The following is a 26,758-nucleotide window of genomic DNA, read 5'->3' on the forward strand; positions in this document are numbered from 1 at the left end:
AATCAAAAATCTGCAATTATAAAAGTCCTGCTCTTTTTAATAAAGCTTCAGGTTTAGGTTCTTGTCCTCTAAAACGTTTGTATAAAGTCATCGGATGTTCTGTTCCTCCTTTTGAAAGCACATTATCTTTGAATTTTTTCGCAATTTCTTCATTAAAGATTCCATTTTCGTGAAAATATTCAAAAGCATCAGCATCTAAAACTTCAGCCCATTTGTAGCTGTAATATCCAGAAGAATATCCGCCTTGAAAAATATGAGAGAAAGCCGTGCTCATTGCATTTTCTTTTACATCAGGATACAATTGTGTATTGGCAAACTGCTCCGTTTCAAAAGCTTTTAAATCTGTAATATTTGTTGGATCTTGCCCATGCCAAGCCATATCTAATAATCCAAAACTTAACTGACGCAATGTTGCCAAACCTTCCTGGAAACTTGCACTTTCTTTAATTTTCTGCACATATTCAATCGGAATAATTTCTCCTGTTTCATAATGATTTGCAAATAATGCCAAAGCTTCTGGTTCGTAACACCAGTTTTCCATAATCTGACTTGGCAATTCTACGAAATCCCAATAAACAGAAGTTCCAGATAAACTTGGATAAACCGTATTTGCTAACATTCCGTGTAAACCGTGTCCAAATTCGTGGAATAAAGTTGTTACTTCATTAAAAGTCAATAAAGACGGTTTTGTTTCTGTTGGCTTTGTAAAATTACAAACGTTAGAAATATGCGGTCTTTCGTTTACGCCGTCTTTTACATATTGCGATTTGAATGAAGTCATCCACGCGCCGTTTCTTTTTCCTTTTCTTGGGAAGAAATCAGCATAGAAAATCGAAACCAAATTGTTTTCGGCATCTCTTACTTCATAAGTCGTAACTTCTTCATGATATTTATCGATATCAAAAACCTCGGTAAAAGTTAAACCGTATAATTTTTTGGCAACAGTAAAGGCGCCATCCAAAACTTTTTCTAATTGAAAATAAGGTTTCAGTTTTTCATCATCTAAATTAAAAAGCTGCTGTTTTAATTTTTCAGAATAATAAGCACCGTCCCATTTTTCTAATTGTTCAATTCCGTCTAATTCTTTTGCGAAAGCAGTTAATTCTGCAAATTCTTTTTGAGCAGCCGGTTTTGCTTTTGCCAGTAAATCATTCAAAAAAGAAAAAACTTTCTCTGGACTTTCGGCCATTCTTTCTTCCAGAACAAAATGTGCGTGCGTTTTATAACCTAATAAATTAGCTCTTTCAAAACGAAGTTTAGCAATTTTTAAAACATTTTCCTGATTGTCGAATTCATTATTTTGAAATGCTTTCGCTCCAAAAGCAATTGCCATTTTTTTACGTAATTCACGATTGTCAGCATAAGTCAAAAACGGAACATAACTTGGATGATCTAAAGTGAAAACCCAGCCTTCTTTTTCCTGATTTTTAGCTAATAATCTTGCGGCTTCGATTGTGCCTTCAGGCAAACCAGATAAATCCTTTTCATCAGTTAAATGCAATTCGAAGTTGTTGGTTTCTGCCAAAACATTTTCGCCAAACTGTAAACTCAATTTCGATAATTCTTTGTCGATTTCTCTTAATTGATTTTTCTTGTCTTCTGGCAAATTCGCTCCATTTCTGGAGAAGCTTTTGTATTTTTTATCTAATAAAGTTGTTTGTTCAGGATTTAAACCTAAACTTTCTTTTTGATCGTAAACCGCTTTTACTTTTGCAAATAAATCAGCATTCAAACGAATGTCGTTTCCAAATTCTGAAAGTAAAGGCGAAACTTCCTGAGCAATTTTCTGCATTTCGTCATTCGTTTCTGCCGAATTCAAATTGAAGAAAATACTAGAAAGGCGATCTAGAATATCACCAGAAAAATCCATCGCTACAATTGTGTTTTCAAAAGTCGGCGCATCCGGATTATTTACAATTGCATCAATTTCGGCTTTAGCCAAAGCAATTCCTTCATTGAAAGCAGGAACATAATCTTCGATTTTAATTTGCGAAAATGGTGCGGTGTTATGTTTGGTATTGAAATATTGGGTTAAGATACTCATATTGCATTTTTTTATCCTGCAAGGTTTTCAAAACCTTGTAGGTATTTTTGAAGTATTATTTTTTGATTGTGATAATCAGACCTACAAGGTTTTGGAAACCTTGCAGGAATCAGAAAGCTTATTTCTTTAAACCTTCAGCAGCTTTATTAACTGCAGCTTTTAATTCTTCTTTATAAGAAATAATAGTATCTAAAACTTTTTTATCGTGACTTCCGATGATTTGTGCTGCTAAAATTCCGGCATTTTTTGCACCATTTAAAGCCACAGTTGCAACAGGAACTCCGCCCGGCATTTGCAGAATCGATAATACCGAATCCCAGCCATCAATAGAATTGCTTGATTTTACAGGAACTCCAATTACAGGAAGCGGAGACATTGAAGCCACCATTCCAGGTAAATGCGCCGCACCGCCCGCACCGGCAATAATTACCGAAATCCCGCGGGTATGTGCATTTTTACTGAAATCGAATAATTTTTCCGGCGTTCTGTGTGCCGAAACGATATCTACTTCAACTTCTACATTAAATTGTTTTAATATGTCGATTGCATCCTGCATAACTGGCATGTCTGAGATGCTTCCCATTATAATAGCTACTTTGCTCATGTGTTTATTTTTGTTTGTTTTGTTTCAGGTTTAAAGTTTCAAGTTGTTGGAAACTGAAAACAGAGACTGATTTTTTATTTTAGTTCTGGAATCATATTCCAAATATCAATTTTGAATTCTTCTTGAATTGCTCTTAGATATGATATTTGCGTTATATCGTCTTCAATAAGTGTAGAAAAAAAGTCTTCTGGTGAAACTCCAAAAATCTCTATTTCTTTTCTTTTTCTAATGATGAAATTACGTCTCTGTTCAATTTTTTCAGGTATGTTTAATTCTAAAAAATCTATTAAGTTTTTAACTTTTACCTCTGAACTTTCTTCAAATCGATATTGGCCAACTATATATTTTAGTTTTTCTTCAAAATCATTTTCACAGGGCTGTAAAATATCATCAAAAGAGATGTTGTTTTTCTTGAATTCTAATTCTTTTTGTCTTTTTCGAAAATTAACCTTGTTTTTAACTTTAAACCAATTTGAATATGAATCATCATCTGAGCATTTTAAATCTGGATTAAAATGTTCAATGTCATTAGCGTCACTGATTGGATCAATAAATTCTTCTGAATAGGCACAGAAACTTTTTTGTTCTTTTAGAAGAATAGAACCCAATACACTATTATTGGCTCCCTTTTTACAATTGTATTGTAAAATATCAGTAATGATTTTAGAATTATTGTAGTCTTTCTTGATTTTTTTCATCTAAAATAAAATTGTACTGATTGCCTAATTTAGAAGCTTCCAAAAGATATTTTTTCTTTAACTCTTTATTGCTTTCGGATTTTACTTTATCTAATAATTCTAGATATTCTTTAAACTTTTCTTGTACATCATCATTATAATAGTTTACACCAAAATCATTAAAAAGCATATCATTTGGATCATCACCAATAGGAGAAATACCTCTACGAACAGCTACTTTACCTTCATTGTCGAAATACAAAATAAACCGTTCGTCTGGTTCAAAAGAAGCAGCGATAAAAGGAGAATGTGTAGCAACAATAAACTGTGCTTCTGGAGCAAGATTTTTATAATAATCCATTAATTCCATTTGTATATCTGGATATAATGATCGTTCAGGCTCGTCAATTAAAATTATTGAATCTTCTGTGCTGAATTTATATAATGGCAACAATAAGGATATTAAAAGCTTAGTCCCCGTGCTGAGGGAGTTTACAGGGACAAAGTTATCACTGTTAGAATTCTTAATTTTTAAAAATGATAATGTATTGTTTATGTCTACTTCTAAGTTTAGTTTTTTTAGAACAATATTTAATTTTGTGGCAAACTCTAAGTTTGGATTTGGATTTTCGGTCATCCATTGATTAAGATCAGAAAGAAATTTATTTTGATCAGAAGAATTACTTAAGAAATCTGAGGCTTTTTTTAGAATACTTTCTTGATACTCTACAAAGTCATTTGCAATATATCTATAGATTTCATTGTAGTTTTCATCTCCTAGTTTAAATTGATTATATTTCTTTAAAAAAAGATTTTTATCCTTGTTATTTAGGTTTTGAATTCCTTTAGGTTCGAGAAAATTAATTATTTTGCTGATATTTAATTCTGAAGGGAAAAAGATTTTTTTTGTCAAATCATTTGTGTCCAGTTTTTTGTCAACGAAATAATTGATTAATATTTCTTTGTTTTTAATGCAAAATTCCTTTCGATCATCATTGAATATTACGCATAACGACGCTTTAAGTTTTTCCAATGAAGAAACATGTTGAAATTCTACAGGATAATCAATGTATGAATTATTATGAGTTTTTATATCAATTAATTCTAATAAACTAGTTTTCCCAGTAGCACTTTGTCCAATAAAACATATTTTTTCTAAAGGTTTTCCTCTTTTTTCTTCAATATGAAAATCTTTTGGATATGTAAAATCAAAACCTAGATTTTCTAAATGTCTAAACTGATCGATATGTAATTTTGAAATTTTCATTTATTGAATTTTTACAAAGCTAATTAAAATATAGTTTTAAACTGAAAACTATGACTGCGACTAATCACTAATTACTACGCACTAATCACTTTAATTGTATTCTTAACTTCCTCAGCAATTCGTCTTGCTTCCTGCATATTTTCATTTACAATTGTCACGTGGCCCATTTTTCTAAACGGACGCGTTTGTTTTTTACCGTAAATATGCGGTGTAACGCCATCCCAGCCTAGAATGGTTTGGATGTTTTCATAAACTACGTCTCCAGAAAATCCTTCGGCACCCACTAAATTTACCATAATTCCGGCAACTTTACTGTCTGTATTTCCTAACGGAAGATCTAAAATAGCGCGTAAATGATTTTCGAATTGTGAAGTATAACTTGCTTCAATGGAATAATGCCCAGAATTATGCGGACGTGGAGCAACTTCATTAACTAAAATTTCATCTTCATTGGTTTGGAACATTTCAACAGCCAAAAGTCCAACGTGATTGAATTTTTCTGAAACATTTAAAGCAATTGCTCTGGCTTTTTCAGCTACTTTTTCGTCGATTCTTGCAGGGCAGATTACGTATTCAACCTGATTCGCTTCCGGGTGAAATTCCATTTCTACAACTGGATAAGTTTTTATTTCTCCCGATGGATTTCTTACTACAATTACCGCTAATTCATTTTTGAACGGAATCATTGTTTCTGCAATACATTCCACATTTGGTAAATCATCCATGTCAGAAATCTGGCGAATAACTTTTACGCCATTTCCGTCGTAACCAAATTCAGTACATTTCCAAACAAACGGCATCTCGACTCCGTTTGATGTGGCAGCAGATTTTAATTTATCTAAATTTTCAAATCTTTCAAATGGTGCGGTTGGGATATTATTTTTAGTGTAAAAATCTTTTTGAGTTCCTTTATTCTGAATTCCTTTTAAAGTTTTTGGAGATGGATATACTTTTAGGCCTTCGTTTTCTAATTGTGTTAAAGCTTCAAGGTTTACCAATTCGATTTCAAAAGTCAGGACATCGACTTGTTTTCCGAAGTTGTAAACCGTGTCATAATCCATTAAATCGCCTTGAAAGAATTTATTACAGGCAATTTTGCTAGGTGCTTCGTCACTCGGATCTAAAACATAAGTTTGTATGTCAAATTTTCTGGTGTCGAACAAAAGCATTTTACCTAATTGTCCTCCGCCCAATATTCCTAATTTAAAATCAGAAGAAAAATAATTCATTTTGTGTTGTGTTTTTGCAAAGATACCTTTTAATCTTTTTTTAGCCAAAATTTAGTTTTTCAACCACGAATTGCGCGAATTTCCACGAATTATATTTTTAAAGTTTTGCCACAGATTAAAAGGATTAGAAGGATTTTCTTTTTATTGAATGTCAAAGAAAATAATTCGTGAAAATTCGTGCAATTCGTGGCAAACAAAAAATCATTTTAATCCTTTTTCCCGATAGCCATCGGGAGTGGCAAAAAACTACTCTATTTTCTTCAAAACTTCTCGCGCAACGGCTTTGTATGCAGCAGAATGATCTCCGTAATCTTTGTTTAAAATAACCTGAAGTTCGGGATGAATCCAGTTATAATAATTTCCCAGAACGTATAAAGTTCTTATAGAATAGGCTTTTGTGGCCACTTTTACATCGCTTATGAGCCAGTCAAAACTGACTTCGATACAATCCTGAAGGTTTTCTTCGGATAATGAAATACTGTTTTCATTTTTCTTATAATGAGATTTTACTAAAAGCTGCACCACTTTTGCAATTGGGCGAAGCGAACTTTCATCTTTTAGAACTTTCAAATTAGAACAGAAAAAATCAAGATGGGGCTGCAGCCAGATTAATTCTTCATAAGATACAAATTCCAGAATCCAGCAGGCTTTATGATTGTTTTTATTTTCGGGCGAAAAGCAAATAGAAACTAATTCTTCAAATAAAGATGGGTTTTCGAGAATGTCCTGTGCGCACTTTAAACGGTTTTCCCGATAAGCACTTACATATTCCAATTTTTCTTGTAATAAAGAAAACATTTTTTTTGGTTTGGGGGTAATTTCAAGCATCTAAAATAAATAATTTAATGAGATTGTTCCGTAATAATTTATAGGGAGCCCGGGATAATAATAGCGGGGTGCTGCGTTTCCTACTGCGATGGCATTTGGCAGTATTAGTGATGCATATTTTGCATTTGTTACATTATTTACGCCGGCAGAAAAATGTGTCGTTAACTGCGGGAGAATTTCAAATCGATAACTGCTTTTTAAGTTTATGATAGTATAAGAATCAGAGAATGCAGTATTAGAATCATTCATAGGAATTTCATCCACAAACTGATAATCGGCGTTGAAGTAAATTCCAAAATTTGTATTTAAAGTAATTCCTGCGTTGATTTTATTTGCGGCAACTCCGGTTAATTTGTTTCCGGAATAATCATTTCCGTTATCGACAAATTCTTTAAACTCATAATTTCCTATAGATCCGGCTAAATAAGAATTCAGAGAAAAGAATCGATTGATTGGCCAATTATGATTTAAGGTAATTTCGATTCCTTCATGAAATGTTTTTCCGGCATTTAAACCTGCATATTGATCATCACCAACTCTTTTTGCGACCAATAAATCTTTAATTTCCATTCGGTAAACCGCAATTTCTGTATAAAGTTTTTTATTGAAGAAATATAACTTTCCTCCAACTTCAAAATTATATCCGTTTTCAGGTTTTATATTCGTATTGATTGTGCCTTCGCTTGTAAGAGTTTCTTCTGTCGCCGGCAATGAAAACCCCCGGCTTACAGAAAAATAAACCGTCTGCTGAGAATTTGGTTTAAATAATAAAGACAATTGCGGTGAAAAAATGCCGTCATAACTATATTCCTGATTTGTGTTTTCGATATAATTATCAAGGCTGAATTTAGTTTTATTGTAATTTAAACCAGCCTGAATTTCAAATTGATCTGAAAGTAAAGTTCTCAATTGAGAAAAGATATTATAGAAATGTCTTTTTTGTCCAGTTTCTGTAAGCTGATTGCCTTCTAGACTTCCTAAACCGTTATTTTGCTGATACAGATTTTCGAAAGTATTGCCTTTATAAGTATCTGTAAAGCATTCAATTCCGGCAATAAAGTTGTTTTCTATTCTCCCAGTTTTAAAATTTCCTGAGAATTGCGTTCTGGCGCCCGTTGCAAAAGTATATTGACGTAAAATATCAAAAGGCCTCGGTTCGTTGCTGTCTTTATAATTTATAAAGACTGAAGTTGAGTTGTTTAAGTTCTTATTAATTTTAAAATCATAAGCCAATCCGCCTAAAGTCGATTTGTATTCTTTATATCCTTTTGAGGCGACCCAAGTTGGCGCACCAGATTTTGGATTGTTTTCAAAAGTATTTTTATTTATAGAACTCGGAATAAAAGCTTTTAAATAAGTATAATTTGAAAAGTAAGTCAGTTTGCTGTTTTTCTTTCGGAATAGTTCGCCTGCAAGTGTAATTCCTTCCCGTTTGTACGCGCTGTTTTCACGCCATCCATCTGTTTTTAAATTGTGGCAGCTTATGTTTAAACTTCCGTTTTTTTCATCTAAACCAAAATTCAAACTATTTTTTAATAACCCAAAAGAACCAAAAACAGAACTTATTCCGGCACTTTGATTTCCGTTTTTAGAAAGCTGAGGTGAAATTAAAATAGCACCACCCAAACCCGCGCCATAAACACTCGAAAGCGAACCTTTTATAATTTCAATCTTGTTGAGGTTTTCAAGATCAATATCATCAATTACCGTTTCGCTGTTTCCGGAAGTTAACGGAATACTTCCATAAAACGCCCTGATTTTATTAGTGCCGTAAGTAGTTCTCGCGCCAATACCGCGAATCGAAATTCTAGTTGTAGTGAAATTGGACGACTGCATAAAAACACCCGGGATTGTATTGATTACAGTTGTAATATCTGTGGCATTATTTTGCAGTAAATCTTTTTTTGAAAGAATACCAATTGAGGCTGGTGTATTTAATAAATTGTTATCAATATGAAGCGAACTGATTACAACTTCTTTCAGTTTTTCAGTTCCTAAAGAATCAATATTTTTACCTTCTTTTTTCTGTGCTAAAATGTTTTGAAAAACAAAAAACACAAAAAGAGAAAGACAATATTTTTTTAAGTTCATAAATGATTTGAATTAAAGGCGTAGTCTTTATAACACATAGAAACATAGGATTAATGGAGGCAAAAAAGGTATTTCACATCTTTAAAGTCACATAAATGTGTGTGAAAACGAGTTTTCTTTTCAATCTTACTTTATAAGAAAACAAAAAGCTATGTTTCTATGTGCTTAAATTATCTGCATAAAATTAGAATTTATTTATTCGCACTAACTTTCCAAATCGTATTACTGCTGTCATCATTTACTAAAAGCGATCCGTCATTCGTAACTGTAACTGCAGTCGGGCGCCCGTAAACTTCAGCTTTTGCTTCATTAGAAATAAAACCAGTTAAAAAATCTTCTGGTTTTCCTGAAGGTTTTCCATTTGCAAAAGGAACAAAAACAACTTTATAGCCTGATATCTTAGCACGGTTCCAGGAACCATGCTGTCCAACAAAAGCGCCATTTTTATATCTCGCCGGAAAAGCATCTTTAGTATAAAAAGCCAATCCTAATGAAGCGGTATGTGCACCAACAGGAACATCAGGAATAACAGTTTTTTCAACTAAATCTTTACGTTCGCCTTTCATTCTTGGATCAGGAATACTTCCAAAATAAGAATAAGGCCATCCGTAAAAGCCATCTTTTTTTACACTGGTAATATAATCAGGAACCAGATCGTCGCCCAAATCATCACGCTCATTTACTGCAGTCCAAAGTTCTTTATTAACAGGGTTCCAGTCCATTCCAACAGGATTTCTAAGCCCCGAAGCATAGATTTTTTCGCCAGTTCCGTCAGGATTAATTTCAAGAATTCCGGCACGACGCACTTCTTTGTCAATGCCATGTTCAGCATTATTGCTTCCTGAACCTACAGAAACATAAATTTTACTTCCGTCAGGGCTGGCTAATAAATTTCTGGTCCAGTGATTATTGTAGCCGCCGGCAGGAAGGTCAAGAATTTTTTCTCCTTTGGTTTCTAATTTCAACGAACTGTTTTTATAAGGATAACGGTATAAACCGTTGGTATTTGCGATGTAAAAAAAATCTTTTAAAACCAGCATTCCTAAAGGTCTGTTTAAACCGGTAATAAAAACCTGGCGGGTTTCAAATTTTCCGTCTTTATCTTTGTCGCGCAAAACCGTGATTTGATTTTTACTCGTTCTTGTCCCGCTTTCTACAACAAAAATATCTTGGTTTGGTGCAATATAAGTCCAACGCGGGTTTTCAAAACCATCAGCAAATTTGGCAACCGTAAAACCTTCCGGTGCTTTAGGAGTAATTCCGTCTGGCCATCCAATCACTTTGCTGTTATTGGTTTTAGATTCGGTTGCATAAGGAGATGGCAGCGTAATGTCGCCAATAGCCGTTTTTACAACATTTCCGGGTTGTTTTGCCAGCGCTTCTTTTTCTTCTTTTTTAACTTGTCCGTTGCAGGCAGTTACTAAAAATATTAATGAAATAGAAAAAAGCAGTAAGGATCTTTTCATTTGGTTCTTGGGGTTAACTGATTATTCAACAACAATTTAGTGAATTTAAAAGTAGCTGCAAGAATGATTTTGTAATTATTAACTGATATTTAACATTCACAAAAAAGTCATCTCGCGAATATATTTTCATGTGGGCAGATTGGTTGTAATTCTGTATCTTTGTCCATTATTTTAAATTTAAAAATAATGATACAACTTCACGATAAACAATTTGTTCCGTTTATTTCGGCTAAGGAAATTGATTTTGCTTTAACCAAATTAGCTGCACAGGTAGAAGATGATTTTGGAGATGATACTCCAATTTTTATTGGAGTTTTGAATGGCGCATTTATGGTTGTTGCCGATTTCCTGAAAAAATATAAAAAGCCCTGCGAGGTTTCATTCATTAAAATGGCTTCTTATGAAGGAACTGAAACAACAAATTCAGTTAAAGAATTGATTGGGATCAATCAGGATTTATCTGGAAGAAGCGTAGTAATAATCGAAGACATTATTGATACAGGAAATACGCTTGAAGAATTAAAACATTTATTTAAAGCACAAAATGTAAAACATTTTAAGGTGGCCACTTTGTTCTTTAAACCGGAAGCATATAAAAAAGACATTAAAATAGATTATATCGGAATCAGAATCCCGAATAAATTTATTGTGGGTTACGGATTAGATTATGATGGTCTTGGACGAAACCTGACAGAAGTATATAAATTAGCAGAATAATATTAAACAAAACACAACTATATATTCATTTTAAACTTCTTTGAAATATTAAGAAGTCACACAACTCAAACGTACTATGATTAACATTGTTTTATTTGGAAAGCCTGGAGCAGGAAAAGGAACTCAGGCAGAATTTTTAAAAGAAAAATACAATTTAACACATCTTTCGACAGGAGATATTTTTCGTTTTAATTTAAAAAATGATACTGAACTAGGTAAAAAAGCAAGAGTTTTTATGGACAACGGAGAATTAGTTCCTTGCGAAGTAACAACTGCAATGTTAATTGACGAAGTAAATAAACACCCAGATAGTGCAGGATTTTTGTTCGACGGATATCCAAGAACTTTAGATCAGGCTGAAGCTTTAGATAAATTTTTACCAACAATTGGTTCAAGCGTAACTGCAACAATTGCATTAGAGGCTGATGATGAAATTTTGGTAGCACGTTTACTTGAAAGAGGAAAAACAAGCGGAAGACCAGATGATCAGGACGAAGAAAAAATTCGTGTTAGATATCAGGAATATAACGAAAAAACGGCTCCGTTAATTGGGTATTATAAAGAGCAGAATAAGTTTCACGCCGTAAACGGTATCGGAACTATCGAAGAAATTACAGAGCGCTTAACGTCAGTTATAGATAATTTGTAACAAAATCTGTTTGAAGTTAAAAGTTAAATGTTTAGAAGGAAATTTGAAATAAAGTTCTGAAAAACATTTAACTTTTGACTTTTAACTTTAAACTTAAAAATGGAAATACTAATAATATTTTTTCTAATACTATTAAATGGGGTTTTTTCGATGTCAGAAATTGCATTGATCTCGGCGCGAAAAAACAGACTGGAAACAGCAGCAAAAAAAGGGAACAAAAGTGCCAAAACAGCGCTTGATCTGGCAAATTCTCCAAATAAATTTTTATCAACAGTACAAATTGGAATTACCTTAATTGGGATTTTAACCGGTATTTATAGTGGTGATAAAATTACAATGGACGTAGAATTATTCGTTGCAGGATTTGCGGCTTTAAAACCATACTCGCATTCAATTGCTGTTGGAATTGTAGTTGTTGTTTTAACATTTTTCTCTTTGGTTTTAGGAGAATTGCTTCCAAAACGTATCGGATTAAATTATCCGGAATCGATTGCAAAAATGGTAGCGATGCCAATGAAAGTAATCTCGATTATTACGGCGCCATTTATTTGGTTATTAACCTCTTCAACAGATTTTCTATTGAATATCTTACAGATAAAACCAACTGCTGACGGAAAAGTTACTGAGGAAGAAATTAAAGCAATCATTAAAGAAGGTACAGAAGTTGGAGAAGTTCAGGAAATTGAACAAGATATTGTGGAGCGTGTTTTTCATATTGGCGACAGAAAAGTAAGTTCGTTAATGACACACCGAAAATCGGTAGATATGCTTCCTTTAAATGCTGATAAATCCAAAATAAAAGAATTGGTTGTTCAGGATCTGCATACGGTTTATCCGGTTTACAATGAAAACTACGATGACATTGTTGGAGTTGTAACGCTGAAAAATATATTTGCCAATATCGAGAACGATAATTTTGATTTTGCAGCTATAATTTCTGATGCACCTTATTTAATGGAGCAGACAACGGCTTATAAAGCGTTAGAAAATTTCAAAAAAACAGGTGTTCATTACGCTTTGGTTTCAGATGAATATGGTGTTTTTCAAGGTTTAATTACTTTGAATGATATTCTGGAGGCTTTAGTTGGTGATGCATCTGAGTTTTATAAAGATGAGTTCCAGCTTATAGAAAGAGAAGATGGATCATGGCTGGTTGACGGACATTATTCATTGCACGATTTCTTAACGTATTTTGAATTAGACGAACTAACAAATGATTACGAAGTAAATACCGTAAGCGGAATGATTATGACCGAACTTTCACATATTCCGAAAGAAGGTGAAAAACTAATTTGGCAAAAATTCATCTTAGAAGTTGTCGATATGGACGGCGTAAAGATTGATAAGGTGCTTGTAAAAGCGCTTAAAGAATAAAAAGAAATAAGTATTCAGTCGCAGTATCAGTCACAGGTTGGACTGAAAATTGAGATTGAGACTGAAAAGTAAATAAAATAGAGTTTGGATATAGAATTTAGAGCAATCTAAAATCTAAAATCTAAAATCTGAAATTCAGAAAAATGACAGAAGGAAATTTTGTAGATTACGTTAAGATATATGTTTCGTCCGGAAAAGGAGGAAAAGGATCTACGCATTTACATAGAGAGAAATTTATTGAAAAAGGCGGCCCGGACGGTGGTGATGGCGGTCGAGGCGGACATGTGTATTTAGTGGGAAATAAAGGACTCTGGACATTATTTCATTTAAAGTTTGCGCGTCACATTAAAGCTGGACACGGCGGCGATGGTGGAGGAGACCGCAGCACGGGAGCAGATGGAGATGATAAATTTATTGAAGTGCCTCTGGGAACTGTTGTAAAAGACAAGGAAACCGGAGAAGTACTTTTTGAAATTACAGAAGATGGTGAAAAAAGAATTCTTGCAAAAGGAGGAAAGGGAGGTTTAGGAAACTGGCATTTTAGAAGTTCGACAAACCAAACGCCGCGTTATGCGCAGCCAGGTTTGCCAGGTTTAGAAATGGATGTTATTCTGGAACTTAAAGTTTTGGCAGATGTTGGATTGGTTGGTTTTCCTAATGCAGGAAAATCTACATTATTATCTGTATTAACTTCAGCAAAACCAAAAATTGCCGATTATCCTTTTACAACTTTAAAACCAAACTTAGGAATTGTAGCTTACAGAGATTATCAATCTTTTGTAATTGCTGATATTCCGGGAATTATTGAAGGTGCTGCCGAAGGAAAAGGTTTAGGACATTATTTCCTTCGCCATATTGAGCGTAATTCAACTTTATTATTTTTAGTTCCGGTTGATACGCCGGATATTAAAGCAGAATATGATATTTTGGTAAATGAATTAACAAAATATAATCCTGAAATGCTGGATAAAGAACGTCTTTTAGTTATCTCAAAATGTGATATGCTGGATGATGAACTTAAAGCTGAATTGAAAGCAGAATTAGACGTTTCGTTTAAAGATATTCCGTATATGTTTATTTCATCTGTTGCACAGCAAGGTTTAACAGATTTGAAGGATAAACTTTGGAAAATGCTTAATGAATAAAAAGATAGTTTTTTAAAACAAAAACCATTAGCAAATAATACTTGTTAGTGGTTTTTTTAATTCAGCCTAAAGGTATTTGCGAATACATTTAGTTTTTATAATATTCTATTCTTCTTTCAGCGATTGCATCTGGAACTTCGTTTTTTTGATTTACATACATTTTGCAAAGAGTCCAGTTATTAGTGTTGTCAAAAGTGTAATCAAATAGTATAGAAATAAGGATTTCTTCTCCAACATCATTATCATAAGACGTCATGGCTGTAACATTTCCAAAATCATCATATTGGTACACTACCTTGTTGCTGTCTAATTCATTATGGGTATGTTTACTGTCAACAAGTTTTTCCATTTCAATTACCTTGTTGTTTTTGATTTTATAAGTTTCCTGATATAGAAACTCTTTCTTCTTATAAACGGTCATTTTAACAAGCTGGTTTCCATCATCATAAACATAAGTAACGTTTAAAGTATTGTCGTTATAAATTTCCCGATCGTAAAATGTTTCTGTGCTGTGATCATTATATACGTCAAACGGAATAATAATCTGCTTTTTAATAATCTGTCCTTTCGGATTGTAGAAAAATAAAGTCCTGCGGTCAAATTTTAAAGAATCTTCTTTTGGAAATTCTTCACTAATATAATCATTAAAATAGAGCTCTTCAGTAATCTTTTGATTTTCTATTTTGTACTGATATTTCATCTCTTCTTTTGAGTCGTCATATGTATGTGTTCTGTTTGGATTCATTCCGAACAAAAAGCTGCATTGCAGTGCCATTTTCTGTTTATTAAAAAAATCAACTGAATCAATTTGAAATTTAAAAACCTGGCCTTTTTCAAATTCTTCGCTTAAGTTAGAAATTCTTTTATCAGAACGTTCAGTGATCATGCCGTATGTATTGAATTTTTTATAATATAATTCACGATCATATTCATCAGCTGCATAATAATTGTGAAGCACGGGATTGTATTTTAAAAATAAGTCTGAACTCCAGCGTTTGTCATTAATATCTCTTAAAGCAGTTTTAATAGATTTTACTTTGCCTTTTAGTCCAGATCTTTCCCAGTCATTTTTAAAGATGTATTCAGAGCCAACTTGCGCGAAACCATAATTTATAAATAAGAAAACTAAGAGTAAAGTTTTTATTTTATTCATAATAAGTGATTTCTTTGGTTATTAAAGTTTCTTGTTTGGTCTGCTTTTTTCCTTTTTCAGAAAATGTGGTTGAAATATTTAATTTGATCCAGTTTCCGTTTGTATCATATTCATATTTATAAATCCTATTTTCAACGTAATTGTTTCTGTTAGTAATGGTTCTCTGGCTTATCTGACCATCTTTAAGTATGGCAGAATCGGTTTTAGACCCTTCTGCAAGAACTTGTTTTACTAAAACATTTTTAGGATCGTAATTATAATTTGCTTTGTAAGCCAGAGTTTTATAAAAACAGCTTTCTTCGATAAGATTATCTTTAAGGTCGTATTTATAGCTGTATTTAATGGGTATTTCTTTTGGGGTAATCAAAAAACTAAGGAGTTCTCCATATTTTGCTTCTTCTATAACTCTGTTTTTAGGGTCATATTTAAAATAAGAGCGGGTTCCTATCTTTTTTTTATCCATTTTAGATCCATAGAATGAATATTTTATAGCTTCTGTTTTTTTGCCTGCAGCATTATATTTATATGAGTAATAATCATTGCTGTTAAAGGGATCTTCATCTTTTTTGATTTCTTCCAAAGATATTTGGTCTTCTTTATCATTAAAAATTTTAACAAAATCTACACCAATTGCACTGGTATAAAAGGATTTTTCAAGTTTCCCTTTACTGTTATAAACTAAGCTGTCACCGCCAATTGTATCCATCGGAAAATAAGCGGGAGGATAAAGGTTTACTTTTTTTGTCAGTCTTCCTGAAGAATTAAAAGTTTCATATAAACCATAAATATTTGGGTTTAAAAGTCTTTTAATATTTTGCTGTTTTGGAGTGTTTTCGATTGTGAAAAAACAGGTTTTAATTGTTTTCACTTTTCCTTTCAGCCCTCTTTCTTTTAATTGTGTTTTGGATTCAGGTTTTTCAATTAGAAATTCCTGAATTATTTGCGAATTTAAATGACCGCTTATGAGAAAAACTATAAGTATAATCAGTTTTTGAAAAGAACAATGTAGAGTTTTTTTTATCATAAAATGAAATATGACTTTTTCAGTTGTGGATTTTTTGTGTTGGGAAAGATAGAAAATTTATTTTTCAAAAGTGATTTTTTTAAAAGATGATGAGCACATAAAAAAGAAAACCCGACAATGGAAATTGTCGGGTTTTTTACTTTCTGCGCGAAAAAACAAAAAGTATAAAGGATTTTACTTTCTAACTTAAATCCTAATGATATTATATTCCAAAGTTTTTAGAGATTCCGATGCTGAAAGTTTTTCCAAAATCAAAACCAAAACGTTCTTCTCTAGGAACTCCTTTTCCACTAAGATTATCGTAATTAATTCCTCCGATTGAGAAATTTAAGCCGAATCCTTTTTTCATGTTAATGAATAATGCAGGTGTCAACGTACTATAAATTCCTTTTGTTTTGTCAATAGTTCTTTCTTCGTATCCTACTCCAAAATCAGTGTAGAAAGAGAATAAATCAGAAAGAGGCACAGAGTAACGTGTAAAAGCACCAACACGGTATGCTTGCTCACTTTCAAAACCAGATTGTTTATAGTTCAGGATTGAACCTTCAACTCCTAAAGTCCACTTATCAGTAAATTGATACCCTGCTTTTGGGGAAAAATCGAAACTTTCAGTTTTTATGTCTCCAATTTTTTCTGAAGAGAACCCAATATTTCCACCAAGTAAGATTGACCCTTTTTGCGCACTCATTATTGTTGTCACTAAAAGTACAACTGCTAGTAATAATTTTTTCATTTTTATTTTTTTAATTAGAATGGCAAATTAAAGCAATTATTATTTGTAAGAAATAGATTAGATTAAATATTTTTAATTGAAAGTTAATTTTTACAATTTATTCTACAATTTAAAATCATGATTTCATAAAATCTAGAATTTTATAGGTTTAATTGGTTTTTATCTTTTTATATTCTAATAATTTTTCTTTTTTGTCAAATTATGAATTTCGCAAAATCATGTTTGTATTTATTTGATATGTTTTGTTTTTAGATGAAATGTTTATTTTTTTTGCGAAAATGAGTTATATTCGCAGTACTTAAACAAAATAACATGAAAAAAATAGTTTTATTCTTGACCATGTGCCTTATGGCTTTTCCTGTAAGAGCTGATGAGGGAATGTGGTTCTTGATGTTTATCGAAAGATTGAACCATAGAGATATGGAGAAAATGGGCTTGCAATTAACAGCCGAAGAAATTTACAGTATTAACCATCATAGTTTAAAAGATGCAATTGTGCAGTTTAATGGTGGTTGTACAGCTGAAATTGTTTCTAAAAGCGGATTGGTTTTAACAAACCATCATTGCGGGTATAATGCGATTGCAGAACTTTCTACTGCAGAACAAAACTATTTGAAAGATGGTTTTTGGGCAAAAGAAAAAAGTGCCGAAATGAAACCTAAATCTTTATACGTTCGTTTCTTTGTTCGTATGGATGATGTTTCTAAAAGAATTTTATCTAAAGTAAATGATACTATGACGGAGACTGAAAGAAACAAAATTATTCAGCAAGAGATTAGTTTAATTGAAAAAGAAAATAGTGAAAACGGAAAGTATACAGTTTCTGTTCGTCCTTTCTTTCAAGGAAATGAATATTACTATTTTGTTTACCAAGATTACACAGATGTTCGTTTAGTAGGAACTCCACCAGAAAGTGTTGGTAAATTTGGAGGAGACACTGACAACTGGGAGTGGCCTCGTCAAACTGGAGATTTCTCTATGTTTAGAGTGTATGCTGATAAAGACGGAAATCCTGCAGCTTACTCAAAAGATAATGTGCCTTTACAGCCAAAACACTATTTGCCTGTAAGTATTAAAGGTGTAAAAGAAAATGATTTTGCCATGATTTTAGGTTATCCTGGAAGAACAAATCGCTGGATGCCGGCGGGAGGAATTGAGCAGAATATAAAATATGCTTACCCTGCATGGGTTGAAGGTGCTAAGACCGGAATGGATGTAATGAAAAAGTATATGGATACAGATGCAACAGTTCGTTTGAAATATGCATCTAAATATGCTTCGACAGCAAACTACTGGAAAAACCGTCAAGGAATGATCGATGCTTTAACAAAAGCAGGAACGGTAGACACTAAATCAGAGCAGGAAGATAAATTTTATGAGTGGGCAAGTAAACCGGCTAATAAAGATAAGTATGAAAATGTAATTCCTACTATTAACGATTATTACAGAGAAACAAACTTAAAAGCACGTCACGATAATTACTTGACACAGCTTTTACGTACTTCCAGCTATGCTGCAGGCCCGGCAAATTTAGGAAATGAGCTGATTGTTTACTATAAAGAAAATGAAGCAAAAAGAGCAGAGATGTTACCGAAGATCAACACAATGATTGAAAATATCTACGGTAATTTTTATGCTCCGCTTGAAAAAGATGTATTGACAGCGCAATTAAATTTATATGCTTCTAAAGCTGCTGAATATGGACTTGCTCCAGAAATTGCTAAAATGAAAACTGCCAATAATGGTGACTTTACTGCTGATGTGGCAAAAGCTACAGAAATTAGTTATTTTACAACTAAGGAAAAAGTATTAGCTTTTATGGCTGATCCAAAACCATTGGCAATTGTTCACGATCCTTTGTATATTATTTCAAATGATTTATTGACAAAATCACGTGCTAAAACAGATGACCAAAAGAAAGCTGATGATGGTTTTGCAATAGCTTACCGCGAACTTGTTGAAGGTTTAAGAGAATCAAAATTAAACGCAATTAAATATCCTGATGCTAACTCTACTTTGAGATTAACTTACGGAAAAGTTCGTGCGTTACCTGCAGATCCTCGTAATGATGCTGCAATCAATAATTATACTACTATGGAAAGCATGGTGAAAAAGTATAAAGCAGGAGATCAGGAATTTGATTTACCAGCTCGTTTGTTAGAATTAAACAAAGCAAAAGATTTTGGTCAATATGCTGATAAAGCAGGTTACATGCCGGTAAACTTTTTAACTGATAATGATATTACTGGAGGAAATTCAGGTTCGCCGGTTTTAAATGGAAAAGGAGAATTAATTGGAATTGCTTTTGATGGAAACATTGAAGCAATGGCCGGAGACGTAATTTTTGATCCTAAACTACAAAGAACTATTAACGTTGATATTCGTTATGTGCTTTGGATTATTGACAAATACGCTGGAGCTAAAAATATTATTGACGAATTGACGATTACGAAATAATTGCAATTTTTATTATAAAACTTAAGCCCGACGGATTTTAAATCTATCGGGCTTTTTTTCTAATTTATTGCTTCAAACCAAATAACACATTTTATATTTCCTTATTTTTGAAAAATAATTATTGGAGTTTTATTAGTTATTGGCTTTTTCGATTAACCAATTAAACAGTTTAACGATTAAACATTTTAAATGAAAACACATTTCATCGCGATAGGCGGAAGCGCTATGCACAACTTAGCATTAGCATTGCATAATAAAGGATATCAGGTTACAGGGAGTGATGATGCTATTTTTGAGCCTTCAAAATCAAGATTAGAGAAAAAAGGAATTCTTCCTGCTGAACTGGGTTGGTTTCCTGAAAAAATTACTGCCGATATTGATGCTATAATTCTTGGAATGCATGCAAAAGCGGATAACCCTGAATTGTTGAAAGCGCAGGAATTGGGACTTAAAATTTATTCGTATCCGGAATTTTTATACGAACAATCTAAAAATAAAACCCGTGTTGTAATTGGCGGTTCGCACGGAAAAACAACCATTACTTCGATGATTTTGCACGTAATGCATTATCATAATATTGAAGTTGATTATATGGTTGGTGCACAATTGGAGGGTTTTGATACGATGGTGCATCTTACCGAAGAAAATGATTTTATGGTTTTAGAAGGTGATGAATATTTATCTTCCCCAATAGACCGTCGTCCGAAGTTTCATTTGTACCAACCCAATATTGCTTTGATTTCTGGAATTGCGTGGGATCATATTAACGTGTTTCCAACATATGAAAATTATGTAGAGCAATTTGAAATCTTTATTTCGAAAATTACAAATGGAGGGATTTTAGTTTATAACGAAAATGACCCGGAAGTTAAACGTGTTTCTGAAGCTGCAACAAATCCAATTCGTAAATTACCGTATCACACTCCTGAATATACGGTTAGTGATGGTGTAACATTATTAAAAACACCAGAAGGCGATATGCCAATTGAAGTTTTTGGAGCGCATAATTTAAATAATCTTGCCGGAGCAAAATGGATCTGCCAAAATATGGGTGTTGACGAAGCTGATTTTTATGAAGCAATTGCCAGTTTTAAAGGTGCATCTAAACGTTTAGAAAAAATTGCCGAAGGAAAAGGAAAAGTTGCTTACAAAGATTTTGCACATTCACCAAGTAAAGTGGCTGCAACAACAAAAGCAGTAAAAGAACAATATCCAAACAGAACTTTAGTAGCATGTTTAGAATTACATACCTACAGCAGTTTAAATGCTGAATTTTTAAAAGAGTATGAGGGGGCCTTAGAATATGCTGATGTTGCGGTAGTTTTTTATTCTCCGGATGCTGTAAAAATTAAACAGTTAGAAGAAGTTACATACGAGCAAATTGCTTCTGCTTTTAATAGAGAAGATTTAATTATCTATACAAACCCAGCTGAGTTTAAAGAATATTTATTCAATTTGAACTTAGATAATTCAGCACTTTTATTAATGAGTTCAGGAAATTACGGAGGTTTGAATTTTGATGAAGTAAAACAATTGATTAATTAGGAGGAAATTGGTCAATTTGAAAATTAGATAATTGCCGGCTGTTTTTACAGCTGGCTTTTTTTTTGACTTTTAGATTTTTAGATTTTGGAATTTCTAATTTGGAATTTCTTTTGAATATTTAAAATGCCCAACAATTTTATATTCAAATAAACAATCTTGAAGAACTTGGCCATTACCAACATTGTGAACAATCAAGTTTCGTTTTCCGTCTTTTGATTTTTTGTTGGTTACTATTCCTATATGAGGCAGTTTGTCATTAATCATCCATGTTACAATTTCGCCTGTTTTATAATCGTTTGAATTTTGAGTTACAGGTAGTTTTGTTCCTTTTCTTTCAAAAAATATTTCAAGGTTTGGCACTCTTCTGTGATCAATATTAGTATCTGTTTTAGTCATTCCCCAATTTTTTAAATTCGGATATGTATCAAAGTTTTCTATCATATCTTCATGAACTTCTTTTTGAAGATCAATTCCTAATTTTCGATAAGAGCGAATAATAACATCCGTACAAACACCTTTTTTTGCCGGAACATCTCCGTTAGGATATTGAATTGAAAAATAAGCAGGATCATAATCTATCGATGGATCAATAATTGAAATCGCAGCTTGAGATAATCTCTCTGCAAAACTATTTGCCTGATTTTCATTGCTTGCAATTTTTGCTATTTCCTTCTTTTGACAGGATATAAAAAGAAATAGAAGGAAAGAAATACATAAAATTTTCATTTCGAGATAGGTTAGTTTTTAAAGTTAAACAAATTTGGAAATGATTCAATTTTTTGAAAGATTTTTCTTCTTTTTAGTATATATTCGCCTCTTAAAATACATTATTATGGAAGGGAGTCATTTTGCTATAAAAAATTGGTCAGAAGATGATAAGCCTCGGGAAAAATTAATGCTAAAAGGAAAAGATGCGTTAAGTGATGCTGAATTAATGGCTATTTTAATAGGATCTGGCAGTCGCAATGAATCTGCTGTTGCATTAAGTCAACGGATTTTAGCCAATGCAGGAAATCTAAATTCTTTAGGAAAAGTATCTATTTCTCAATTAATGCAATTTAAAGGTATTGGCGAAGCAAAAGCAATTACGATTATTGCAGCTTTAGAATTAGGGCGAAGAAGAAGAGTAGAGGATACAGTTGAATTATCCAAAATTATCTCAAGTAAAAATGCTTTCGAAATTATGCAGCCCATTATAGGTGAATTGTCTCATGAAGAATTTTGGGTACTTTTTCTGAATAATTCGAATAAAGTTATTTCTAAATCTCAATTAAGCAAAGGAGGAATCGCTGGAACAGTTGTAGATATACGATTAGTTTTTAAATTAGCATTAGAAAATGGCGCTACAGGTTTGATTTTGTGTCATAATCATCCTTCTGGGAATTTGAAACCAAGTGATGCAGATAAACAAATTACAAAGAAAATAAAAACAGCAGGAGAGATTCTAGATGTTAAAATTTTAGATCATTTGATTATTACTGAAACAAAATATTATAGTTTTGTAGATGAAGGAATTTTTTAATTTATGAATACCAACATTACAGACATTTTTTTTGATTTAGATCACACACTTTGGGATTTTGATAAAAATTCAGAAATGGCATTTGACCGTATTTTTAAAAATAACTTCGGAGAGATAAAAATTGAAGATTTTATTAAAAAATATGTTCCTATAAATCAGGAATGCTGGAGGTTATACCAAAACGATGAAATTACGCATCAGGAATTACGTTATAACCGGTTAAAATATTCTTTTGATGCTTTAAATTATTCCATTTCCGATGAAAACATAGATCAAATTGCTAACGATTATATTGAGTTTTTGACCGATAATAATTATCTTTTTGATGGAGCAATTGAAGTTCTGGAATATCTTAAACCAAAATATAAATTGCATATCATTACAAACGGTTTTGCCCATGTTCAAACCAAGAAAATTAATAATGCTTCACTAGGAGGTTATTTCAGTACAATTACAAATTCTGAATTAGCAGGGGTTAAAAAGCCAAATAGTATTATCTTTGACTATGCTGTTAATCTGGCCCAGGCTTCAAAAGAAAGCAGCATTATGATTGGAGATGATTTTGATGCAGATGTTAATGGTGCTTTAAACGCTGGTCTCGATGCAATTTTCTTCAATGTTAGAAATATTGATGTGCCTAAAAATTTAAAACAAATTAATCATTTACTTGAACTAAAAAAATATTTATAATTATGAAAATAAAAGTTTTTCTGGCTTTACTATTTTGTTCTGCTATTGGGTTTTCGCAATCTGTTAACGATTATAAAGCGGTTATGATTCCTCTTAAATATGATTTTATAAAAACAGATAATCAATATCGATTAGCTACGTTAACTAAATCAAATTTACTTAAAGCTGGTTTTGAGGCTTTTTATACTAATGAGCAAATACCTGCAGGTTATGATAGATGCGAGCTTTTGTATATCGATGTTAAAAAAGACAATGCTTTTTTAGTAACGAAACTTTTTATTCAGTTTAAGGATTGCTACGGAAAAGTAGTTTATACTTCTGAAACTGGAAAAAGCAGGGAAAAGGATTATGAAGCGGCATATAAAGAAAGCCTTGAAGGTGCATTTGTATCTGTTATTGGGCTGCATTATAAATATAATGGAAAAACTGTTTCTTCAATTTCTTCGAGTGTAATGCAAACTGCAGCTCCAGTTGTTGCTGTAGCAAATACTCAAGTTGAAGAGAAGCCTGCAGTTAATCTTTCAGATCCAAATTTATTATATGCGCAGCCAACAGAAAATGGTTTTCAGTTAATTGATAAAACGCCAAAAGTGGTAATGAAACTATTAAAAACTTCACGTGCAGATTCTTTTATTGCTATTAAAGATGGAATTCAGGGGTCTTTAAACGCAAAAGATAATCAATGGTATTTTGAGTATTATCAAAATGATAAATTGGTTTCAGAAAAAGTTTCTGTAAAATTCTAAAACATATTATGGTTTAATAACCATATTTATCTTTCCAGCGGTTCTTTAAAAATTCGCGGTTGCTGTTCTCTCTGGAATTGCTTCCCGGATTGTAAAGAACCGTTTCTTTTATGGCATCGGGCAGAAATTCTTGTTCAGCAAAATTATTCGCATAATCATGAGAATATTTATAATCTTCACCATACCCTAATTCTTTCATCAATTTAGTTGGAGCATTTCGCAAATGTATAGGAACAGGTAAATCACCTGTTTGTTTTACCAATTGCTGTGCATTTCCAATAGCCATATAGGATGCGTTGCTTTTGGGAGATGTTGCCAGATATATGGCGCATTGGCTTAATATGATTCGGCTTTCCGGATAACCTATTGTTGAAACCGCCTGAAAAGTATTATTTGCCATAATAAATGCCGTTGGGTTTGCATTTCCAATATCTTCACTAGATAAAATCAGCATTCTGCGGGCAATAAATTTTACATCTTCACCTCCTTCAATCATTCTCGCCAGCCAGTAAACGGCACCATTTGGATCGCTTCCTCGTATTGATTTTATAAAAGCAGAAACAATATCATAATGTTGTTCACCAGTTTTGTCATACAAAACAGTATTTTGCTGAACCAATTCAAAAACACGATCGTTGGTAATAATTACATTATCGCTTGGAGAGGCATTAACTACAAGTTCAAAAATATTGAGCAGTTTTCTGCCGTCACCGCCAGAAAGTCGGAGTAATGCTTCTGTTTCTTTTAAAATTATTTTCTTAGACGCTAATTCTACATCAATTTTCATTGCACGATGTAATAAGGCTTCTAAATCATCTTTTGTGAAAGCATTTAGTATATACACTTGACAGCGCGATAGTAGTGCGGGAATAACTTCAAAACTTGGGTTTTCTGTAGTTGCACCAATAAGGGTAATCCATCCTTTTTCGACGGCAGCTAAAAGTGAATCTTGCTGCGATTTGCTAAACCTGTGAATTTCATCAATAAATAGAATAGGGTTTTTGGCAGTAAACAAACCTCCGCTTTGTTTTGCTTTTTCAATTACGTCGCGAATGTCTTTAACTCCAGAATTAATGGCACTTAAAATATAAAACGGACGTTTAGATTCTTGTGCAATAATTTGTGCCAAAGTTGTTTTGCCAGTTCCCGGCGGCCCCCAAAAAATAAGTGACGGAATTATTCCTTTTGAAATTTGCTGCGTCAATGAACCATTTGGCCCAACCAAATGACTTTGACTAACATAATCCTCTAATTTCTGTGGGCGAATACGCTCGGCTAACGGTGCTTCCATTTTGTAAAATTACTATTTTCAAAATTAATTTTATTACATGAAATATTATATACCAATTCAATTTTAAACATTTAACATATAATTGAATAGCTGACAAATTATCAGTAAATTTTGTTTGGATAGTTTTTTGATGTCAAAAACATGAATTAGACTCGAGACTATATGAATGATAATCAATTTAAGTTTTCAACTGCAGTTATTGGAGTTCCAGTATTTTTTGTGCTTTTTCTATGGGTTATATACTGGATTCAGATTCGATTTGATTTTGATTTTTACCAAAACGGAATTTATCCCAGGGATTTTTTCGGATTACAAGGTATTTTGTTTAGTCCATTTATTCACGAAAATTTAGAGCATTTATATAATAACTCAATTCCGCTTTTTGTCTTGCTGACAGCTTTGCAGTTTTTTTATCCCAAGCAGTCATTTGGGGTTATCTGTTATGGAATTCTATTTTCGGGATTAATAACCTGGATCATTGGCCGGGAAAATTTTCATATTGGTGCCAGTGGATTAATTTATGTTTTGGTCAGTTTTATTTTTTTTAAAGGAATACAAACTAAGTATTATCGTTTGGTGGCACTTTCGTTATCTGTTATTTTACTTTATGGAGGAATGATTTGGTATGTTTTTCCAGATGTAGATGCTGCAATTTCCTGGGAAGGACATTTAGGAGGATTTATAACAGGATTTGGACTCTCTTTATATTATAAGACTTCTGAATATACAAAACCTATAATTTACGATTGGCAGAAACCTGACTTTGATCCTTCGCAAGATGCTTTTATGAAACATTTTGATGAGGATGGAAATTTCGTAAATACTGAAATTCCTGAAGAAGAAAATGAAAATCCTAATATGTATTTTAACTCCAATATTATTGTAAATTATATTGTAACTAAATCAGAACCAATTGATAAAGGCTTTGAGGGGTAATTTTTATGGATTTAAATTATTAAATTTGTCAAGATTTATTTTAATTTGATTATTCTAACTCATGAAAAACACTTTCTTTTCTATTTTTATTTTATTGATTTTTGGAGGTTCTGAATCTTTTGCTCAATGTGATGCAAAAAATAAAGTACTTGCAGACGGTTCTCTGATGTATTATTTTGATCCAGCGGTTTTTTATACCGCAAAATCTAAATCTCTAAAAATAAATATTGTTACCGATAAAGAAAATTATTTTGTTGCTCTACAGCCCATGCCATTTCCGGAAAAGAAAGTAGGCAAAGAAATTACAGATGATTTGATAATACACTTAGCAGACAATAATGCTTATAAATTGACGCATTATGATACCCAGTATATAAAAAATGATTCTGTTATGCAGGTTTTATATTTAATAGACAAAAAGGATTTAAAAGCATTTTCTAAATTCGAAGCCGTTGTTGCTTCTATAAATATGAAGGGAACTGAGTTTATGCGTGATTATAATTTCAAATTACATAAAGATGAAATTGTAAATCAGCTAGCCTGCTTTTTAAAAGAAGAAGAAAAGTAGAT

Annotated in this window: 24 protein-coding genes; 11 read left to right on the forward strand and 13 right to left on the reverse strand. The window is 32.4% G+C overall.

Going from position 1 to position 26,758, the window contains the following annotated elements:
• Positions 1-16 precede the first annotated feature (16 nt).
• The 8 genes from LUU93_RS09325 to LUU93_RS09360 form a co-directional block, all read right to left on the reverse strand.
• Positions 17-2,044 (reverse strand): M3 family metallopeptidase, encoded by a 2,028-nt coding sequence (locus tag LUU93_RS09325; RefSeq protein ID WP_232680646.1) that lies wholly within the window; start codon positions 2,042-2,044, stop codon positions 17-19.
• A gap of 118 nt (positions 2,045-2,162) precedes the next feature.
• Positions 2,163-2,648 (reverse strand): 5-(carboxyamino)imidazole ribonucleotide mutase, encoded by a 486-nt coding sequence (purE, locus tag LUU93_RS09330; RefSeq protein ID WP_012022518.1) that lies wholly within the window; start codon positions 2,646-2,648, stop codon positions 2,163-2,165.
• A gap of 74 nt (positions 2,649-2,722) precedes the next feature.
• Positions 2,723-3,346, reverse strand: a complete 624-nt coding sequence (locus tag LUU93_RS09335; protein WP_232680648.1) for a hypothetical protein — start codon at positions 3,344-3,346, stop codon at positions 2,723-2,725.
• On the reverse strand, positions 3,318-4,592 hold the full coding sequence (locus LUU93_RS09340) for an AAA family ATPase (protein ID WP_232680650.1): 1,275 nt from the start codon (positions 4,590-4,592) through the stop codon (positions 3,318-3,320). The genes LUU93_RS09335 and LUU93_RS09340 overlap by 29 nt, the downstream gene beginning before the upstream one ends.
• Before the next feature lie 74 nt (positions 4,593-4,666).
• Positions 4,667-5,821 carry a 5-(carboxyamino)imidazole ribonucleotide synthase gene (locus tag LUU93_RS09345; RefSeq protein WP_232680653.1) on the reverse strand — a complete coding sequence of 385 codons (1,155 nt, stop codon included), beginning with the start codon at positions 5,819-5,821 and terminating at the stop codon, positions 4,667-4,669.
• Between the two features lie 246 nt (positions 5,822-6,067).
• Positions 6,068-6,619, reverse strand: a complete 552-nt coding sequence (locus LUU93_RS09350) for a HEAT-like fold family protein (RefSeq protein WP_232680655.1) — start codon at positions 6,617-6,619, stop codon at positions 6,068-6,070.
• 30 nt (positions 6,620-6,649) lie between these two features.
• Positions 6,650-8,740 (reverse strand): TonB-dependent receptor family protein, encoded by a 2,091-nt coding sequence (locus LUU93_RS09355; protein ID WP_232680657.1) that lies wholly within the window; start codon positions 8,738-8,740, stop codon positions 6,650-6,652.
• Between the two features lie 191 nt (positions 8,741-8,931).
• Positions 8,932-10,206 (reverse strand): PQQ-dependent sugar dehydrogenase, encoded by a 1,275-nt coding sequence (locus LUU93_RS09360; RefSeq protein WP_232680659.1) that lies wholly within the window; start codon positions 10,204-10,206, stop codon positions 8,932-8,934.
• Between the two features lie 186 nt (positions 10,207-10,392).
• Here LUU93_RS09360 and hpt point away from each other — a divergent pair, with 186 nt between their 5' ends.
• The 4 genes from hpt to obgE all read left to right on the forward strand — a co-directional run bounded on the left by hpt (position 10,393) and on the right by obgE (position 14,091).
• Positions 10,393-10,923 (forward strand): hypoxanthine phosphoribosyltransferase, encoded by a 531-nt coding sequence (gene hpt, locus LUU93_RS09365; RefSeq protein WP_232680661.1) that lies wholly within the window; start codon positions 10,393-10,395, stop codon positions 10,921-10,923.
• A gap of 76 nt (positions 10,924-10,999) precedes the next feature.
• Positions 11,000-11,572 carry an adenylate kinase gene (locus LUU93_RS09370; protein WP_232680664.1) on the forward strand — a complete coding sequence of 191 codons (573 nt, stop codon included), beginning with the start codon at positions 11,000-11,002 and terminating at the stop codon, positions 11,570-11,572.
• Positions 11,573-11,671: 99 nt separating this feature from the next.
• Positions 11,672-12,946 (forward strand): hemolysin family protein, encoded by a 1,275-nt coding sequence (locus tag LUU93_RS09375; protein WP_255669437.1) that lies wholly within the window; start codon positions 11,672-11,674, stop codon positions 12,944-12,946.
• A 143-nt stretch (positions 12,947-13,089) separates the two neighbouring features.
• Entirely contained in the window at positions 13,090-14,091 is a 1,002-nt protein-coding gene (gene obgE, locus LUU93_RS09380; protein ID WP_073486737.1) for a GTPase ObgE, read from the forward strand.
• 88 nt (positions 14,092-14,179) lie between these two features.
• Here the strand turns inward: obgE and LUU93_RS09385 are convergent, their stop codons facing one another.
• From LUU93_RS09385 to LUU93_RS09395, 3 genes are all read right to left on the reverse strand, one after another.
• Entirely contained in the window at positions 14,180-15,244 is a 1,065-nt protein-coding gene (locus LUU93_RS09385) for a hypothetical protein (RefSeq protein WP_232680666.1), read from the reverse strand.
• Positions 15,237-16,268 (reverse strand): hypothetical protein, encoded by a 1,032-nt coding sequence (locus LUU93_RS09390; protein ID WP_232680668.1) that lies wholly within the window; start codon positions 16,266-16,268, stop codon positions 15,237-15,239. The genes LUU93_RS09385 and LUU93_RS09390 overlap by 8 nt, the downstream gene beginning before the upstream one ends.
• 202 nt (positions 16,269-16,470) lie before the next feature.
• A complete protein-coding gene (locus LUU93_RS09395; protein WP_232680670.1) occupies positions 16,471-17,001 on the reverse strand; it encodes an outer membrane beta-barrel protein in 531 nt (176 codons plus the stop codon).
• 312 nt (positions 17,002-17,313) lie between these two features.
• On the opposite strand from LUU93_RS09395, the gene LUU93_RS09400 reads away from it, so the two are divergent.
• Positions 17,314-19,458: a S46 family peptidase gene (locus tag LUU93_RS09400; RefSeq protein WP_232680672.1), complete on the forward strand. Its 2,145-nt coding sequence runs from the start codon at positions 17,314-17,316 to the stop codon at positions 19,456-19,458.
• Positions 19,459-19,647: 189 nt separating this feature from the next.
• Positions 19,648-21,003 (forward strand): UDP-N-acetylmuramate--L-alanine ligase, encoded by a 1,356-nt coding sequence (locus LUU93_RS09405; RefSeq protein WP_232680674.1) that lies wholly within the window; start codon positions 19,648-19,650, stop codon positions 21,001-21,003.
• Positions 21,004-21,096: 93 nt separating this feature from the next.
• Here the strand turns inward: LUU93_RS09405 and LUU93_RS09410 are convergent, their stop codons facing one another.
• Positions 21,097-21,729, reverse strand: a complete 633-nt coding sequence (locus LUU93_RS09410) for a DUF1287 domain-containing protein (protein ID WP_232680676.1) — start codon at positions 21,727-21,729, stop codon at positions 21,097-21,099.
• Between the two features lie 106 nt (positions 21,730-21,835).
• Here LUU93_RS09410 and radC point away from each other — a divergent pair, with 106 nt between their 5' ends.
• Genes radC through LUU93_RS09425 form a run of 3 tightly spaced genes read left to right on the forward strand, consistent with a single transcriptional unit; the run spans position 21,836 to position 23,961 of the window.
• Positions 21,836-22,525, forward strand: a complete 690-nt coding sequence (radC, locus tag LUU93_RS09415) for a RadC family protein (RefSeq protein WP_232680978.1) — start codon at positions 21,836-21,838, stop codon at positions 22,523-22,525.
• Between the two features lie 3 nt (positions 22,526-22,528).
• Positions 22,529-23,215: a YjjG family noncanonical pyrimidine nucleotidase gene (locus tag LUU93_RS09420; RefSeq protein ID WP_232680678.1), complete on the forward strand. Its 687-nt coding sequence runs from the start codon at positions 22,529-22,531 to the stop codon at positions 23,213-23,215.
• A 2-nt stretch (positions 23,216-23,217) separates the two neighbouring features.
• Positions 23,218-23,961: a hypothetical protein gene (locus LUU93_RS09425; protein ID WP_232680680.1), complete on the forward strand. Its 744-nt coding sequence runs from the start codon at positions 23,218-23,220 to the stop codon at positions 23,959-23,961.
• Between the two features lie 13 nt (positions 23,962-23,974).
• Here LUU93_RS09425 and LUU93_RS09430 read toward each other — a convergent pair whose 3' ends face one another.
• Positions 23,975-25,252 (reverse strand): replication-associated recombination protein A, encoded by a 1,278-nt coding sequence (locus LUU93_RS09430; protein WP_232680682.1) that lies wholly within the window; start codon positions 25,250-25,252, stop codon positions 23,975-23,977.
• A gap of 162 nt (positions 25,253-25,414) precedes the next feature.
• On the opposite strand from LUU93_RS09430, the gene LUU93_RS09435 reads away from it, so the two are divergent.
• Together LUU93_RS09435 and LUU93_RS09440 are read left to right on the forward strand one after the other, a co-directional pair.
• Complete coding sequence (locus tag LUU93_RS09435) at positions 25,415-26,188, forward strand: rhomboid family intramembrane serine protease (protein WP_232680684.1); 774 nt, start codon at positions 25,415-25,417, stop codon at positions 26,186-26,188.
• A gap of 61 nt (positions 26,189-26,249) precedes the next feature.
• The gene (locus LUU93_RS09440) at positions 26,250-26,756 is read left to right on the forward strand and encodes a hypothetical protein (RefSeq protein WP_232680686.1); all 507 of its coding nucleotides are present in this window, start codon (positions 26,250-26,252) and stop codon (positions 26,754-26,756) included.
• Positions 26,757-26,758: the final 2 nt, after the last annotated feature.

The organism is Flavobacterium soyae (genome assembly GCF_021245985.1).
Taxonomy (GTDB): domain Bacteria; phylum Bacteroidota; class Bacteroidia; order Flavobacteriales; family Flavobacteriaceae; genus Flavobacterium; species Flavobacterium soyae.

Excerpts from the sequence above, each read along its gene's own strand:
- LUU93_RS09325 (WP_232680646.1), bottom strand. The coding sequence starts at position 2,044 with ATGAGTATCTTAACCCAATATTTCAATACCAAACATAACACCGCACCA.
- purE (WP_012022518.1), bottom strand. The coding sequence starts at position 2,648 with ATGAGCAAAGTAGCTATTATAATGGGAAGCATCTCAGACATGCCAGTT.
- LUU93_RS09335 (WP_232680648.1), bottom strand. The coding sequence starts at position 3,346 with ATGAAAAAAATCAAGAAAGACTACAATAATTCTAAAATCATTACTGAT.
- LUU93_RS09340 (WP_232680650.1), bottom strand. The coding sequence starts at position 4,592 with ATGAAAATTTCAAAATTACATATCGATCAGTTTAGACATTTAGAAAAT.
- LUU93_RS09345 (WP_232680653.1), bottom strand. The coding sequence starts at position 5,821 with ATGAATTATTTTTCTTCTGATTTTAAATTAGGAATATTGGGCGGAGGA.
- LUU93_RS09350 (WP_232680655.1), bottom strand. The coding sequence starts at position 6,619 with ATGTTTTCTTTATTACAAGAAAAATTGGAATATGTAAGTGCTTATCGG.
- LUU93_RS09355 (WP_232680657.1), bottom strand. The coding sequence starts at position 8,740 with ATGAACTTAAAAAAATATTGTCTTTCTCTTTTTGTGTTTTTTGTTTTT.
- LUU93_RS09360 (WP_232680659.1), bottom strand. The coding sequence starts at position 10,206 with ATGAAAAGATCCTTACTGCTTTTTTCTATTTCATTAATATTTTTAGTA.
- hpt (WP_232680661.1), top strand. The coding sequence starts at position 10,393 with ATGATACAACTTCACGATAAACAATTTGTTCCGTTTATTTCGGCTAAG.
- LUU93_RS09370 (WP_232680664.1), top strand. The coding sequence starts at position 11,000 with ATGATTAACATTGTTTTATTTGGAAAGCCTGGAGCAGGAAAAGGAACT.
- LUU93_RS09375 (WP_255669437.1), top strand. The coding sequence starts at position 11,672 with ATGGAAATACTAATAATATTTTTTCTAATACTATTAAATGGGGTTTTT.
- obgE (WP_073486737.1), top strand. The coding sequence starts at position 13,090 with ATGACAGAAGGAAATTTTGTAGATTACGTTAAGATATATGTTTCGTCC.
- LUU93_RS09385 (WP_232680666.1), bottom strand. The coding sequence starts at position 15,244 with ATGAATAAAATAAAAACTTTACTCTTAGTTTTCTTATTTATAAATTAT.
- LUU93_RS09390 (WP_232680668.1), bottom strand. The coding sequence starts at position 16,268 with ATGATAAAAAAAACTCTACATTGTTCTTTTCAAAAACTGATTATACTT.
- LUU93_RS09395 (WP_232680670.1), bottom strand. The coding sequence starts at position 17,001 with ATGAAAAAATTATTACTAGCAGTTGTACTTTTAGTGACAACAATAATG.
- LUU93_RS09400 (WP_232680672.1), top strand. The coding sequence starts at position 17,314 with ATGAAAAAAATAGTTTTATTCTTGACCATGTGCCTTATGGCTTTTCCT.
- LUU93_RS09405 (WP_232680674.1), top strand. The coding sequence starts at position 19,648 with ATGAAAACACATTTCATCGCGATAGGCGGAAGCGCTATGCACAACTTA.
- LUU93_RS09410 (WP_232680676.1), bottom strand. The coding sequence starts at position 21,729 with ATGAAAATTTTATGTATTTCTTTCCTTCTATTTCTTTTTATATCCTGT.
- radC (WP_232680978.1), top strand. The coding sequence starts at position 21,836 with ATGGAAGGGAGTCATTTTGCTATAAAAAATTGGTCAGAAGATGATAAG.
- LUU93_RS09420 (WP_232680678.1), top strand. The coding sequence starts at position 22,529 with ATGAATACCAACATTACAGACATTTTTTTTGATTTAGATCACACACTT.
- LUU93_RS09425 (WP_232680680.1), top strand. The coding sequence starts at position 23,218 with ATGAAAATAAAAGTTTTTCTGGCTTTACTATTTTGTTCTGCTATTGGG.
- LUU93_RS09430 (WP_232680682.1), bottom strand. The coding sequence starts at position 25,252 with ATGGAAGCACCGTTAGCCGAGCGTATTCGCCCACAGAAATTAGAGGAT.
- LUU93_RS09435 (WP_232680684.1), top strand. The coding sequence starts at position 25,415 with ATGAATGATAATCAATTTAAGTTTTCAACTGCAGTTATTGGAGTTCCA.
- LUU93_RS09440 (WP_232680686.1), top strand. The coding sequence starts at position 26,250 with ATGAAAAACACTTTCTTTTCTATTTTTATTTTATTGATTTTTGGAGGT.